At 63.3% G+C, this 13,376-nt stretch carries 11 protein-coding genes; 5 read left to right on the top strand and 6 right to left on the bottom strand.

Translation table 11 applies throughout. The annotated features are described in order from the left end of the window. Positions 1 to 77: 77 nt before the first annotated feature. The 5 genes from BLS26_RS34970 to BLS26_RS34950 all read left to right on the top strand — a co-directional run bounded on the left by BLS26_RS34970 (position 78) and on the right by BLS26_RS34950 (position 5,748). On the top strand, positions 78 to 1,406 hold the full coding sequence (locus tag BLS26_RS34970; protein ID WP_092517248.1) for an NAD(P)/FAD-dependent oxidoreductase: 1,329 nt from the start codon (positions 78 to 80) through the stop codon (positions 1,404 to 1,406). A gap of 2 nt (positions 1,407 to 1,408) precedes the next feature. Further along, positions 1,409 to 2,275: a DUF1365 domain-containing protein gene (locus BLS26_RS34965; protein ID WP_092517246.1), complete on the top strand. Its 867-nt coding sequence runs from the start codon at positions 1,409 to 1,411 to the stop codon at positions 2,273 to 2,275. Positions 2,276 to 2,286: 11 nt separating this feature from the next. Next, positions 2,287 to 3,555: a cyclopropane-fatty-acyl-phospholipid synthase family protein gene (locus BLS26_RS34960; RefSeq protein ID WP_244541792.1), complete on the top strand. Its 1,269-nt coding sequence runs from the start codon at positions 2,287 to 2,289 to the stop codon at positions 3,553 to 3,555. A gap of 90 nt (positions 3,556 to 3,645) precedes the next feature. Then, a complete protein-coding gene (locus BLS26_RS34955) occupies positions 3,646 to 4,686 on the top strand; it encodes a cysteine synthase A (protein WP_092519003.1) in 1,041 nt (346 codons plus the stop codon). Positions 4,687 to 4,794: 108 nt separating this feature from the next. Beyond that, entirely contained in the window at positions 4,795 to 5,748 is a 954-nt protein-coding gene (locus BLS26_RS34950) for an IS481 family transposase (protein WP_092517242.1), read from the top strand. Between the two features lie 117 nt (positions 5,749 to 5,865). Here the strand turns inward: BLS26_RS34950 and BLS26_RS34945 are convergent, their stop codons facing one another. The 6 genes from BLS26_RS34945 to BLS26_RS34920 form a co-directional block, all read right to left on the bottom strand. Further along, on the bottom strand, positions 5,866 to 6,609 hold the full coding sequence (locus tag BLS26_RS34945; RefSeq protein WP_092517240.1) for an amino acid ABC transporter ATP-binding protein: 744 nt from the start codon (positions 6,607 to 6,609) through the stop codon (positions 5,866 to 5,868). 10 nt (positions 6,610 to 6,619) lie between these two features. Beyond that, positions 6,620 to 8,146 (bottom strand): amino acid ABC transporter permease, encoded by a 1,527-nt coding sequence (locus tag BLS26_RS34940; protein ID WP_092517238.1) that lies wholly within the window; start codon positions 8,144 to 8,146, stop codon positions 6,620 to 6,622. 10 nt (positions 8,147 to 8,156) lie between these two features. Further along, positions 8,157 to 9,365, bottom strand: coding sequence for an amino acid ABC transporter permease (locus tag BLS26_RS34935; RefSeq protein ID WP_092517236.1), 1,209 nt, complete (start codon positions 9,363 to 9,365; stop codon positions 8,157 to 8,159). 22 nt (positions 9,366 to 9,387) lie between these two features. Further along, positions 9,388 to 10,404: an amino acid ABC transporter substrate-binding protein gene (locus BLS26_RS34930; protein ID WP_092517234.1), complete on the bottom strand. Its 1,017-nt coding sequence runs from the start codon at positions 10,402 to 10,404 to the stop codon at positions 9,388 to 9,390. Positions 10,405 to 10,812: 408 nt separating this feature from the next. Then, positions 10,813 to 11,844: a 4-hydroxythreonine-4-phosphate dehydrogenase PdxA gene (locus BLS26_RS34925; protein WP_092517232.1), complete on the bottom strand. Its 1,032-nt coding sequence runs from the start codon at positions 11,842 to 11,844 to the stop codon at positions 10,813 to 10,815. Continuing rightward, positions 11,841 to 13,367: a tripartite tricarboxylate transporter permease gene (locus BLS26_RS34920; protein ID WP_092517230.1), complete on the bottom strand. Its 1,527-nt coding sequence runs from the start codon at positions 13,365 to 13,367 to the stop codon at positions 11,841 to 11,843. The genes BLS26_RS34925 and BLS26_RS34920 overlap by 4 nt, the downstream gene beginning before the upstream one ends. Positions 13,368 to 13,376 lie beyond the last annotated feature (9 nt).

Raw genomic sequence — 13,376 nt, 5'->3', positions numbered from 1 at the left:
GAAACTCCAGATCGACCTCGGCCGTACCGTATGTCGGGGTCCGCTTCAGGCGGCCGAGGCTGGATGAGAGGTTTTAAATGCGCGTCGCGGTGATCGGGACCGGAATCGCCGGCAATGCCGCGGCCTGGAGCCTCTCGAAGCGTTACCCCGTCACGGTCTATGACCGGGAAATGCGCGCCGGCGGGCACAGCCACACCGTCACCATCGACTACGACGGCACGGAGCTTACCGTCGACATCGGCTTCATCGTCTACAACGAACTGAACTATCCGGACCTGACCGCGCTGTTCGCCCATCTCGGCGTCGAAACGATAGAAAGCTGCATGAGTTTTGCGGTGACCGCGGATACCGGCAGGTTCGAATGGAAAGGCGGCGGCAACAACTGGCTCGAGACCTTCAGCGGCCTGTTCGCGCAACGCCGGAACCTGCTGTCGCCGTCCTATCTCTGGATGCTGCGCGACGTCCTGACCTTCAACGAGCAGAGCACAAGGGATTACGCCGCCGGCAAGCTCGCCGGGCTCACGCTCGGCGACTACTTCCGCACCAACCATTTCGCGCCGCGGCTATTGACCGACTATCTGGCGCCGATGGGGGCTGCGATCTGGTCGGCGCCGGCGAGCGAGATTCTGGATTTCCCGGCCGAAAACTTCGTCGCCTTCTTCGCCAACCATCGGCTGTTGCAATATGACCGCCCGGTCTGGCGCACGGTGAAGGGCGGCAGCCGGCGCTATGTCGAGAAACTGACCGCTGATTTCCGCGACCGGATCAGGCTCGGCTGCGCCGTCACGGCGATCGAGCGAACGTCGCATGGCGTCGTCGTCCATGACAACCACGGTCACGCCGAGAGCTACGACCATGTCGTGGTCGCCTCGCACAGCGATCAGGCACTCGCGATGCTGGCGGACGCCGACATGCGGGAACGTGCGATCCTGGGTGCGATCGGCTATTCTCCCAACACCGTCTACCTGCACCGCGACCGCAGACTGATGCCGAAGCGCAAGCGCGCCTGGGCGTCGTGGAATTTCCTGCGCTGGCCGCGCCAAGATTCTGGTAGCACTGGATCGGTCGACAACGATGTCTCCGTGACCTACTGGATGAACCCGTTGCAGGGCATCGATCCGGACAAGCCGTTGTTCGTCAGCCTCAACCCGCCGATCGAGCCAGATCCGGCGTTGACGTTCGACAAATTCATGTTCGAACATCCGCAATACAATGCCGCAGCGTTTGCCGCCCAAAAACGCCTCGGCGAGATCCAGGGCAGGCGTCACACCTGGTTCTGCGGCGCGTGGACCGGATACGGATTCCATGAGGACGGGTTACGATCCGGCCTTGCCGTCGCGGAGGCGCTGGGCGCAGTCGCGCCGTGGCGTGAACTGCCGGCCGACCTCGCGGAAGCCGCGGAGTAGCAATGCGAAGGGAGCCCAGCAGCACCGGAACGCCGGACGACGTCGCGGACACCGCGGCGGCGCTGTACGTCGGCGACGTCATGCACGCACGGCTGAAGCCGATGGGCCATCGCTTCAGCTACCGCGTCATGAGCCTGTTGATCGACCTCGACCGGCTCGCGGAAGCCGACCGGCAATCCATGCTGTTCGGCGTCAACCGCGCTGCGCTCTACAGTTTCCACGAGGCCGACCACGGCGAACGCGACGGCTCGCCGTTGCGCGCCCATGCGCAGCGCTGCGCGGCCGAGCAAGGCATCGATCTCACCGGCGGGCGGGTGCTGCTGCTCTGCTATCCCCGCCTGCTCGGCTACACCTTCAATCCGCTCTCGGTCTACTTTTGCTATCGCGCCGATGGCGACCTGGCGCTGATGATCTACGAGGTGCGGAACACGTTCGGCGACATCCACGCTTACGTCCTGCCGGTGGCCCCGGATCAGCGCAGCGCAGCCGGCATCCGCCAGCAGCATGAAAAGCTGTTCTACGTCTCGCCCTTCATCGAGATGGCGATGCGCTACCATTTCCGCGTTCTGCCGCCGGATCGGCGCGTCAAGCTGCGGATCCTGGAGACCGACGGCGATGGCCCCCTGCTCGCCGCAACTTTCAATGGGTGTCGTCGCCGGCTGAACACGGCACAGTTGCTGCGCGCATTCGTTGCCTTCCCGATGGTCACCTTCAAAATCATGGCGGCGATCCACTGGGAGGCGCTGCGGCTTTGGCTCAAGGGCGCGCGGCTGGTGCCGCGTCAGAACGCCGCCATCAAGACCGGCTTGCCGACCGGAAAAAGTAACGATTATACTTCGCCGGCGTTATCCGTTGGCGGCAAGCAGTGAGCAGGCCGACCATGCTAGCGTTAGGTGTCATGTCGCTCGATCAATCGCCCTCGCCCCAGCCGAGTTCGGTTACATCGGAAACCGTGGATGCCGCATTTCCGGAACTTCCACGGCTGGTCCGGCTGGCGTTGCAGTTCGGCTCGAAATTGCAACGCGGCACCCTCGACGTCACCCTCGCCGATGGCCGCATGGTCCGCCTCGGCGGCCATGCGCCCGGACCGGCCGCCGCCATGAAAATCTACGATTACGGCTTTGCCTCGCGGCTGGTGCGCAGCGGCGACATCGGGATCGCCGAAGCCTATTTGCGCGGCGAATGGGACACGCCCGACCTGACCCAGTTCCTCTATCTGTTCTGCGTCAACCAGGCCTGGATGCAGACCATGCTGGCCGGAACGCCGCTGACGCGTACCATCCAGTTCTTCCGGCACTGGCTCAACCGCAACACCCGGCGTCAGGCCCGCCGCAACATCCATGCCCATTACGATATCGGCAACGCCTTCTATTCGGCATGGCTCGACCCCAGCATGACCTATTCCTCGGCCCTGTTCGAGGACCACACGTCCGACCTGACCGCGGCGCAAAACAACAAATACCGGCGGCTTGCCGAAGCGATCGATCTGCGGCCCGGCCAGAAGCTGCTCGAAATCGGCTGCGGCTGGGGTGGCTTTGCCGAGTATGTGGCGAAAACCTTCGGCACCACGGTGGTCGGCCTCACCATCAGCAAGGAGCAGCGTGATTTCGCGCAAGCGCGCATCCAGGCGGCGGGCTTGAGCGATCGCGTCGAGATCCGGCTGCAGGACTATCGCGACGAGCGCGACCAGTACGACCGGATTGCATCGATCGAGATGATCGAAGCGGTCGGCGAGCAATTTTGGCCGAATTACTTCTCACAGTTGCGCGACCGCCTGCTGCCAGGCGGCCTCGCCGGCATTCAGGCCATCACGATCCAGGACAGCCTGTTCAAGACCTACCGCCGCGACGTCGACTTCATCCAGCGTTACGTCTTCCCGGGCGGCATGCTGCCTTCGCCGGAGATCCTGAAATCGCTCGGCGAGAGGTTCGGCGTTCCCGTCATCCGCGAACGCATTTTCGGGCAAGATTATGCCAAGACGCTTGCGATCTGGCGAAGCAATTTCCGCGCGGCCTGGCCGAACCTGGTGCCATCGGGTTTCGACGACCGCTTCCGGCGGTTGTGGGAATATTACCTGGCCTATTGCGAGGCCGGATTCCTGTCCGGAAATATCGACGTGCGTCAGGTGGTGTTCGCGAAATCCAACTGACGGCGCTGCCTTTTCGCTGGCTTGTATGCCCTGCGGCGCTCCTTTAGGGTCGCCCAACGATTGGGCAATGAAACCGGCGAATTGATAGACATGATCTTCAACAAAGACGTCGTCCAGGCGATCGGCAACACGCCGCTGATCAAGCTGAAGCATGCATCCGAATTGACCGGCTGCACCATTCTCGGCAAGGCCGAATTCATGAATCCGGGCCAGTCGGTCAAGGACCGCGCCGGCAAGTGGATGATCCTCGAAGCCGAGAAGCGCGGCGAGCTCAAGCCCGGCGGCCTCGTGGTGGAATCGACCGCCGGCAATACCGGCATCGGGCTTGCCGTCGTCGCCAGCGCCCGCGGTTACCGCACCCTGATCGTGATTCCGGAGACGCAGAGCCAGGAAAAGAAGGACATGCTGCGGCTGTGCGGCGCCGAGCTCGTCGAAGCGCCGGCGCTTCCCTTCGCCAATCCGAACAACTATCAGCATCTCGGCAGGCGTCTCGCCGAGCAGCTCCGCAAGACCGAACCGAACGGCGTGTTGTTCGCCGACCAGTGGAACAACCTCGACAATCCCAAGGCGCATTACGACTCGACCGGACCGGAAATCTGGGCGCAGACCAACGGCAAGTTGGACGGCTTCATCTGCTCGGTCGGCACCGGCGGCACGCTCGCCGGCATCAGCCGGTACCTGAAGGAAAAGAACAAAGACATCGTCACCGCCTGCGCCGACCCGCACGGCTTCGCAATGTACGAGCTGTTCAAGCATGGTCAGGTCAAATCGACGCCAGGCGACTCGATCACCGAAGGCATCGGGCTCGGACGCAAGACGTCGGTCATCGAGACCGCGAACGTCGACGACGCGTTCCTGATCTCCGACGAGGAAGCCGTGACGATCATCTATGAGCTGCTGGAGCACGAAGGCCTGTGCCTGGGCGGCTCGACCGGCATCAACATCGCGGGCGCGATCCGCCTCGCCAAGCAGCTCGGCCCCGGCAAGACCATCGTCACGATTCTCTGCGACTCCGGTAATCGCTATCAGTCGAAGCTGTTCAACCCGGCGTTCATGCGCTCCAAGAACCTGCCGGTGCCGGCTTGGCTGGAGAAGCGCAGCCAGATCGAATTGCCGTTGGTGAAAGTGTGAACGAGCCGTCGTAGGGTGGGTTAGCTTTGGTGTCTCAGGAGGTTGTCCATCTGGTCTGAACCGAGGAAGCTGAGGTTGCGAAGCTTCAGTGTTCCAGGGAGAGACCAGATGAACGTCCACAAGAATGCGCCTTTGACGCCCAAAGGTCGAGAGGCGATGGTGCGAGGTGTGGTCGAGGGTGGGCTGAGCCAGGCCGACGCGGCTTGCCAGTTCAACACGACACCCAAAACAGTCGCCAAGTGGGTCAAGCGGTTCCGCGCAGAAGGTGTCGATGGGTTGCGCGACCGCTCGTCGCGACCTCATTCATCGCCAAGCCAAACCCTGCCTGCCAGGCGCGCCGCCGTCGAGACGTTGCGCCGGCAGCGCCACACCGGCAAGCAAATCGCAGCCGAGGTTGGAGTGTCACCGGCCACCGTCAGCCGCATCCTTCGCCGCTTGGGATTAAGCCGGATACGCGATCTGGAGCCGGCCGAGCCGGTACGGCGCTACGAGCGCGAACAGCCCGGCGAGCTCATCCATATCGACATCAAGAAGCTCGGCAGGTTCGTCAGACCAGGCCACCGCATCACCCATGATCGCCAGAAGGGCGAAAGCCGCGGCGCCGGCCACGAGTTCGTCCACGTCGCCATCGACGATGCCTCGCGCCTGGCCTTCTCCCAGATCCGGCGGGATCAGAAGAAGGAGAGCGCCATCGCCTTCCTCACGGAGGCCGTCACTTACTACCGCAGCCTCGGCATGAAGGTCACCGGCATCATGACCGACAACGGCTCCTGCTACCGTGCCAAGGCCTTCGCCAGAGCGTGCAGGAAGCTCGGCCTCACGCACATCTTCACCAGACCCTACAGGCCGCAAACAAACGGCAAGGCCGAGCGCTTCATCCAGACGTCGCTGCGCGAGTGGGCCTATGCTCGCGCCTATGACACCTCAGACCAGCGGGCCAAAGACCTGCCGATCTGGCTTCATTACTACAACTGGCATCGACCACACGGCAGCCTGCAAGCCAAACCGCCCATCAGCCGCCTCGGCCTCCCGGCGGACGACCTGTTGAGATTCCACAGCTAGCGCAGCGGAACCCCCCAACTTCGTGCGGCCCGATTGGTGTCGCGGTGGGTTACGGCTTCCGCCTTCGCTCTTCGAGCTACGGCGGACAAGTCGCCTAACCCACCCTATGCATCCAAATCAATGCCGCAGAATCTGGCTTAAGAACAACTTCGTCCGCGCGTGCTGCGGATTGGAGAAGAATTCCTCCGGCGTATTCGCCTCGATGATCTGGCCGGCGTCCATGAAGACGACGCGGTTGGCGACTTCGCGGGCAAATCCCATTTCGTGGGTGACCACCAGCATGGTCATGCCCTCCTTGGCGAGATCGACCATGGTGTCGAGCACTTCCTTGACCATTTCCGGGTCGAGCGCCGACGTCGGTTCGTCGAACAGCATCACCTTCGGATTCATCGTCAGCGCCCGCGCAATCGCAACGCGCTGTTGCTGTCCGCCCGACATCTGGCCCGGATATTTGTTGGCCTGATGCGGGATCTTGACCCGCTCCAGGTATTTCATCGCCGCCGCCTCGGCATCCTTTTTCGGGATGTTGCGCACCCAGATCGGCGCCAGCGTGCAGTTCTCCAGCACGGTCAGATGCGGAAACAGGTTAAAGCTCTGGAATACCATGCCGACGTCGCGGCGGACTTCGTCGACCCGCTTCAGGTTCGGCCCGAGTTCGGTGCCGTCGACGACGATGCGGCCTTCCTGGAATTCCTCGAGCGCGTTGATGCAGCGGATCAGCGTCGACTTGCCGGAGCCGGACGGCCCGCAGATCACGATGCGCTCGCCCTTGGCGACGTCGAGGTTGATGTCGCGCAGGACATGAAAGTCGCCGTACCACTTGTTGAGGCCGTTGATGCCGACGATCGAGTTGGTTGCCATGCTGATATACTCAATTGCGGCGATGCGCGTTCAGCCTGTTCTCGACGAACAGCGAGTAACGCGACATGCCAAAGCAGAAGACGAAATAGATGATGCCGGTGAAGGCAAAGCCGGTGAACAGCGTTGTCGGCGTCGACCAGACCGGATCGGAGAACGAGGCGCGCAACTGCCCGAGCAGGTCGAACAAAGCGACGATAGAGACCAGCGAAGTATCCTTGAACAGCGCGATGAAGGAGTTGACGAGGCCCGGTATGACGTGGCGCAGCGCCTGCGGCATCACGATCAGCGCCGTGGTCTTGGCCCAGGACAGGCCGAGCGCGCTCGCCGCCTCGCCCTGCCCGCGCGGAATCGCGTTGAGGCCGCCGCGGATAACTTCGGCCTGATAGGCGCCGGCGAACAGCGCGATGCCGATCAAAGCGCGCATCAGGCCGTCGATGGTGAAACCGGTCGGGACGAACAGCGGCAGCATGTAGGTCGCAAAGAACAGCACCGTGATCAGCGGCACCCCGCGCCAGAACTCGATGAAAGTGATCGAGAAGATTCGAATGAGCGGAATGCTGGCGCGCCGGCCGAGCGCCAGCGCAATGCCGACCGGCATCGAGGCGACGATGCCGACCACCGACACCACCAGCGTGACCAGCAGGCCGCCCCAGAGCCTTGTATCGACCACCGGCAACCCGCCGCGGTCGAGCCCCATCACCACAATGACGATGCCGATGCCGGCAAACACCCCAAGGCAGGTGATCAGCGGCCGCCAGCCCGTGCGCGTGCCGCCGCCCAGCCAGAACAGCAGGCCTGAAACGATCACGGCGGTCGCCACAAAGTCGGCCCAAACCGGACGGCCAAACGCTTGGATCTGATCGCGCAGCCACGTCAGCGGCAGCAACACCCAGGAGATCAGCGTGCTGATCAGCACGATCAGCTTGCCGAGGCCCCACAACAGCGGCCCGATCACGGCCGTGGTCTCGCCGGCCGCCACGACCTTGCGGCCGCCCTCGCCGATGCTGTCGTTGAATCCAGACAGGAACCCGGCGATCCAGCTCACGCCAAAACCCTGCAAGCCGCCGCCGTATAGCAGGAAGAAAGCCACGACGGGGAACGCCAGGAAAAACAGAATGGCGTTCGGCCCCTTGGCCGGCAGTCGCGGAATCAGCAGCGGCAGCAACAGGATAACGGCAAGAATGAAAGTCAGATTGACGCGCCAGCGTTCGGCTTCCGGATAGAAGCCGTAGATGAACTGGCTGAACTTGGCTTGCACGAACGGCCAGCAGGCGCCGACGGCATGTCCGACATTTTCAGCAAGACACGCGTTGCGGTCCGCGCCGGTCCAGACCGCATCGACCAGCACGAATCTCAACGCGGGCACGACGATGAACCAGAGCAGCAGCGCGCTGACGATCGTGATCATGATGTTGGTCGGCGAATTGAACAGCCGCGTGCGCAGGAAGCCGACGAAGCCGGTGGTCTTGATCGGCGCCGGACGCTCGGCGATCAACTTGTCGCTGACGAAGGGCTGAGAGGTGATGGTGTCGGTCATGAGTTGCCAATCATGAGTTGCCAAGGCTCCGGCCCAGCCGCCATCCGTAAAAACTCATCACCGCGCTGGTGATCAGCGAGATCAGCAGATAGACGCCCATGGTGATGCCGATGATTTCAATCGCCTGGCCGGTCTGGCTCAGCGTGGTGCCGGCGAACACCGAGACCAGGTCGGGATAGCCGATCGCCACCGCCAGCGACGAGTTCTTGGTCAGGTTGAGATACTGGTTGGTGAGCGGCGGCAGGATCACGCGCATCGCCTGCGGGATCACGATCAGCCGCAGCACCGAGCCGCGCTGCAGCCCGAGCGAGGAACCGGCCTCCATCTGGCCCTTGTGGACCGACAGAATGCCGGCACGCACGATCTCGGCGATGAAGGCCGCCGTATAGGTCGACAGCGCCAGCGTCAGCGCCACGAATTCCGGAATGACGCGGGAGCCGCCGGAGAAGTTAAAGCCCTTCAGCACCGGCACTTCGAACATCACAGGTGCACCGAAAATCAGCGCGCTGATGAGCGGCAGGCCAATCAACAGGCCAAGCGCATAGGGCCAGACCTTGATCACCTTGCCGCTGTCGAACAACTGCTTGCGCGCGTAGCGCCACAGCCCGATCGCGGCGACGATCGCGACCACAAGCGCGATGGCAAACGGCTCGAACCCGGGTTCGCCGATCGGTTTTGGAATCACGAGGCCGCGATTGGAAAGAAAGAACTTGTCGAAGATCGAGATGCTCTGCCGGGGATTGGGCAACGCCGCGAGCACGGCCAGGTACCAGAACAGGATCTGGAACAGCGGCGGCAGATTGCGCACCAGTTCGACATAGCCGCCGGCAATTTTCGACAGCAGCCAGTTCGGCGACAACCGGCCGAGCGCCACGGTGAACCCGATCAGCGTGGCGAAGAAGATGCCGATGACCGACACCAGCAGTGTATTGAGCAGGCCGACCAGGAACACCCGCGTATAGGTGTCCGATCCCGAATACGAAATCAGGTTTTGACTGACGTCAAAACCTGCCGTGTTTTCAAGGAAGCCAAAGCCCGCGGTGATCCGCTGCGCCTGCAAATTGGCGCGGGCATTGGCGACGATCTCGTAGGCGATCCAGGCGAGCACGGCGACGAACAGGAGCTGGATGACGAAGCCGCTCCAGCCTGCCCGGCCGCCAAGCGCCCGCTGCAGCCTGGGCAATAGCTGCGACGGTGGTTGTCGAGGTTCGATGGCCATCGCCGCAGCCCCCTGCCGGCGGTTAGCGGATCGGCGGCGCGTACTGGATACCGCCCTTGTTCCAGAGATTGTTGAGGCCGCGGGCGATGCCGAGCTTGGAGCCGGCGCCGACATTGCGATCGAAGGATTCGCCGTAGTTGCCGACCGCTTTCACGATCCGCGACACCCAGTCCTTGGTCAGGCCGAGCTGTTCGCCGAGATTGCCGTCGGTGCCGAAGGCGCGCTTGAGTTCGGGCTTGTCTGACTTCGCCATCTCGTCGACGTTCTTCTGGGTAACGCCGAGCTCTTCGGCGTCGAGCATCGCAAACAGCGTCCATTTGACAATGTCGAACCACTGGTCGTCGCCATGGCGGACCATCGGGCCGAGCGGCTCCTTGGAGATCACCTCGGGCAGCACGGCGTGATCGGCGGGATTGGCGAGCTTCAGGCGCTCGGCGTAGAGCTGGGAGACGTCGGAGGTGAAGACGTCGCAGCGGCCGGATTCATAGGCCTTGACGGTTTCGTCGGCGGAGGCGAACGCGATCACCTCGTACTTCATGTTATTGCCCTTGAAGTAGTCGGCGAGGTTCTGCTCGGTCGTGGTTCCCGTCTGCACGCAGACCGAGGCGCTGTTCAGTTCCAGCGCCGAATTCACCTTCAGCGACTTCTTCACCAGGAAGCCCTGGCCGTCATAATAAGTCACGCCGGTGAAGTTGGCGCCGAGCGACGTATCGCGCGACAGCGTCCAGGTGGTGTTGCGCGACAGCACGTCGATTTCGCCGGACTGCAGCGCGGTGAAACGATCCTTGGCCGACAGCGGCACGAACTTGATCTTGGTGGCGTCGTTGAAAATGGCGGCCGCGACCGCGCGGCAGACATCGACGTCGAGACCGGTCCAGTTACCCTTGTCGTCCGGCGACGAGAAACCCGGCAGGCCCTGGCTGACGCCGCAGGACAGCAAGCCCCGGTCCTTGACCGTCTTGAGGGTTTGCGCCGACGCTGCCTGGGCCGAAAGGCCGGCGGCAACGACAAGGGTAAGAACCAGGGATACGCGTTTCATGGGCAAGTGCCTTTCAGGGAGTCGTGCGGGAACATTTGCTTCGTAGCCTGCAGTTATTGGGCCAACCCGATGATCCCTCACGCAAATACGTCAATCCGACCGGCAGTTTGACATGCGGTTCGGTCAGGCGATGGATCTGATATCGCGGCAGGCCCCTCAACGTGCGGCGACTGGTAGTTGTGATGCATCACAGAACGACTGGCCGGCCGGGTCAAGGGGTTGACGGCCGTCTTTGGCGTTCTGTTGTTAACTTACCCGTCCTCAACTGCGCCGCCCGGCGGGGTTTTCGGCAACCACGGCGGCTGCGGCATAACGTCTTGGTGACGGTTTCCGCCCTGCTTCATCCGACCGCCGATGGTCGCAAAGCCGGCGTCGATGTCCGCTTTGCACCGTTCACGCCCCCCAGGCTTACGCCGCGCGGTCACCTATCCGGGCAGCCCCTGCCATCTCCGCCGCCAGCAGCACGGCGGCGCGGCTGGCGCCGACCGAAGCGATGCCTTGGCCCGCGATGTCATATGCCGTGCCATGCGCGGGCGTGCAGATCGGAAACGGGAAGCCGCCCAAAATCGTTACGCCGCGATCGAACCCCATCAGCTTCATCGCGATCTGGCCCTGGTCGTGATACATCGTGAGCACCGCATCGAAGGCGCCGCCCTTGGCGCGAAGGAAAACCGTGTCGGCCGGAAACGGCCCCTCCGCGGCGATGCCTTCGGCCCGGCCCGCCTGCACCGCCGGCTCAATGATATCGATCTCCTCGCGGCCGAAATTACCGCCATCGCCGGCATGCGGGTTGAGCCCGGCCACCGCGATGCGGGGCGTTGCAAATCCGGCCCGCCGCATGCACGCGTTCGTCAGCGTGAGCGCGCGATGAATGCGTTCGACCGATAGAAGCGAGGCGACATCCTTGAGCGCGATGTGCGAAGTGACCCGCGCGTTCCAGAGCTTGTCGAGCACGTTGAATTCGCTGGCCGGTGTTTTCAACCCGGCAATTTCGGCGGAAAACGCGATCTCGTCGTCATATTGCGGACGAGCCAGCCGCATCGCCTTCTTGTTGAACGGGGTAAAGCAGACCGCATCGGCCTGCCCTTCCCGTGCCAGCACCAGCGCGCGACGATAGTTTTCGAGCGCAAACGCGCCGCCCGCCTTCACCGCAACGCCGCGTTCGATCGTCGCGGGATCGAGATGGCCGAGATCCATGAAAGCGGCTTCGCCCGCGATCGACCTCGGATCCGTCGAGGGCGACAGGTTCGGCAGGTCCGGCGTGAGACCGGCAATCCGAGCGCCTTCGTCGAACACGCGGCGATCGCCGATCACGAGCAGGCGCGCGACGGCGCGGACTTCGTCAAGACACGTAAGCTTTGCGGTCAATTCCGGACTGATGCCGGCAGGGTCGCCCATCGCGAGCGCAATCACTGGCCTATGAGGGTCGTGAACGGTCATATGATCCTCGCTTTCTCCTGTGCGGCCTGCCCTGGTCCTCGCCACAGACGCACGATCTGCAAGGCGAGCGGAAGCAGCAACAGCGCCATTCCGGCCACGACGAGACACGTCACCAGCCGATTTTCAAAGAATATTCCGAGCGATCCCTTCGACATCAGCATGGACTGCCGGAACGCGTCCTCGGCCTTGTCGCCGATCACGATCGCAAGCACGAGCGGCGCCAGCGGGTAATGCAGCTTCTTGAAGAGATAGCCGACGATGCCGAAGCCGAGCATCATGACGACATCGAGATAGGAATTCGAGACCGAATAGGCGCCGACCGCGCAGATGATGACGATCAGCGGCGCGATCACCACGAAGGGTATCCGCATCAAGGCCGCGAACACGGGAACGGTGAGCAGCACCAGCACGACCGCGACGATGTTGCCGACATACATCGAAGCGATCAGCCCCCAGACGAAATCCTTCTGGTCGACGAACAGCATCGGCCCGGGGTTCAATCCCCAGATCATCAGCCCGCCCATCATCACGGCGGCCGTCGCCGAGCCGGGAATGCCGAGAGAGAGCATCGGCAGCAACGCGCTGGTGCCGGCGGCGTGGTCGGCGGTTTCCGGCGCGATGATGCCTTCGACCTCGCCGGTACCGAAGCGCTCGCCATGGCGGGAAAAGCGCTTGGCGATGCCATAGCTCATGAAGGAAGCCGCCGTCGGGCCGCCCGGCGTGATCCCCATCCAGCAGCCGATGGCGGCGCTGCGCAGCAAGGCCACGCTGTGCCTGGGCAATTGCCCAAGCGCGCGGAAGACTTCCCGCCACTCGACCCGCGACGACACAGCGCGCGCCTGAAATTCGTCTTCGACGGCAATCAGGAGTTCGCCGATGCCGAACAGCCCCATGACGGCGACGACGAAGTTGACGCCCTTCACCAGTTCGTCGATCCCCATGGTCAGCCGCACACTGCCGGACACCGTATCGATGCCGATAGCCGCGATCGCAAAGCCGATCGCCAGAGCCACCACGGTCTTGATCGGCGCCGCCCCACCCATGCCGACGAAGCTGGCGAAGGCGAGGAAATAGACCGCGAAATATTCGGCCGGTCCGAACGCGAGCGCCACCTGCGCGACCCAGGAGGCGAGAAACGTAATCAGGATCACGCCGACCAGCGCGCCGAAGGCCGCCGAGCCGAACGCCGTGGCCAGCGCCGTGCTCGGCCGGCCGTCGCGCGCCATCGGATAGCCGTCGAACGTCGTCGCGACCGACGAAGGCTCGCCGGGGATGTTGAACAGGATCGAGGTCACGGAGCCGCCGAACAGCGCGCCCCAATACATGCTGGACAGCAGGATGATCGCCGAGACCGGCTGCATGCCGAAGGTCAGCGGCAACAACAGCGACACGCCGTTCGGCGCGCCGAGCCCCGGCAGCACGCCGACGAGAATGCCGAGCAGCACGCCGACCACCATCAGGGCCAAATGCGGCACGGTGACCGCGATGGAAAAACCGTGCAACAGCAGTTCGAGGTTTTCCATTCGCGGCCC

Source organism: Afipia sp. GAS231 (assembly GCF_900103365.1).
Classification (GTDB): domain Bacteria; phylum Pseudomonadota; class Alphaproteobacteria; order Rhizobiales; family Xanthobacteraceae; genus Bradyrhizobium.
This window is presented reverse-complemented; position numbering and strand designations above follow the sequence as displayed.

What these genes read in the sequence shown, in the direction of transcription:
- BLS26_RS34970 (WP_092517248.1), top strand. Translation starts at nt 78, where the DNA reads ATGCGCGTCGCGGTGATCGGGACCGGAATCGCCGGCAATGCCGCGGCC.
- BLS26_RS34965 (WP_092517246.1), top strand. Translation starts at nt 1,409, where the DNA reads ATGCGAAGGGAGCCCAGCAGCACCGGAACGCCGGACGACGTCGCGGAC.
- BLS26_RS34960 (WP_244541792.1), top strand. Translation starts at nt 2,287, where the DNA reads ATGCTAGCGTTAGGTGTCATGTCGCTCGATCAATCGCCCTCGCCCCAG.
- BLS26_RS34955 (WP_092519003.1), top strand. Translation starts at nt 3,646, where the DNA reads ATGATCTTCAACAAAGACGTCGTCCAGGCGATCGGCAACACGCCGCTG.
- BLS26_RS34950 (WP_092517242.1), top strand. Translation starts at nt 4,795, where the DNA reads ATGAACGTCCACAAGAATGCGCCTTTGACGCCCAAAGGTCGAGAGGCG.
- BLS26_RS34945 (WP_092517240.1), bottom strand. Translation starts at nt 6,609, where the DNA reads ATGGCAACCAACTCGATCGTCGGCATCAACGGCCTCAACAAGTGGTAC.
- BLS26_RS34940 (WP_092517238.1), bottom strand. Translation starts at nt 8,146, where the DNA reads ATGACCGACACCATCACCTCTCAGCCCTTCGTCAGCGACAAGTTGATC.
- BLS26_RS34935 (WP_092517236.1), bottom strand. Translation starts at nt 9,365, where the DNA reads ATGGCCATCGAACCTCGACAACCACCGTCGCAGCTATTGCCCAGGCTG.
- BLS26_RS34930 (WP_092517234.1), bottom strand. Translation starts at nt 10,404, where the DNA reads ATGAAACGCGTATCCCTGGTTCTTACCCTTGTCGTTGCCGCCGGCCTT.
- BLS26_RS34925 (WP_092517232.1), bottom strand. Translation starts at nt 11,844, where the DNA reads ATGACCGTTCACGACCCTCATAGGCCAGTGATTGCGCTCGCGATGGGC.
- BLS26_RS34920 (WP_092517230.1), bottom strand. Translation starts at nt 13,367, where the DNA reads ATGGAAAACCTCGAACTGCTGTTGCACGGTTTTTCCATCGCGGTCACC.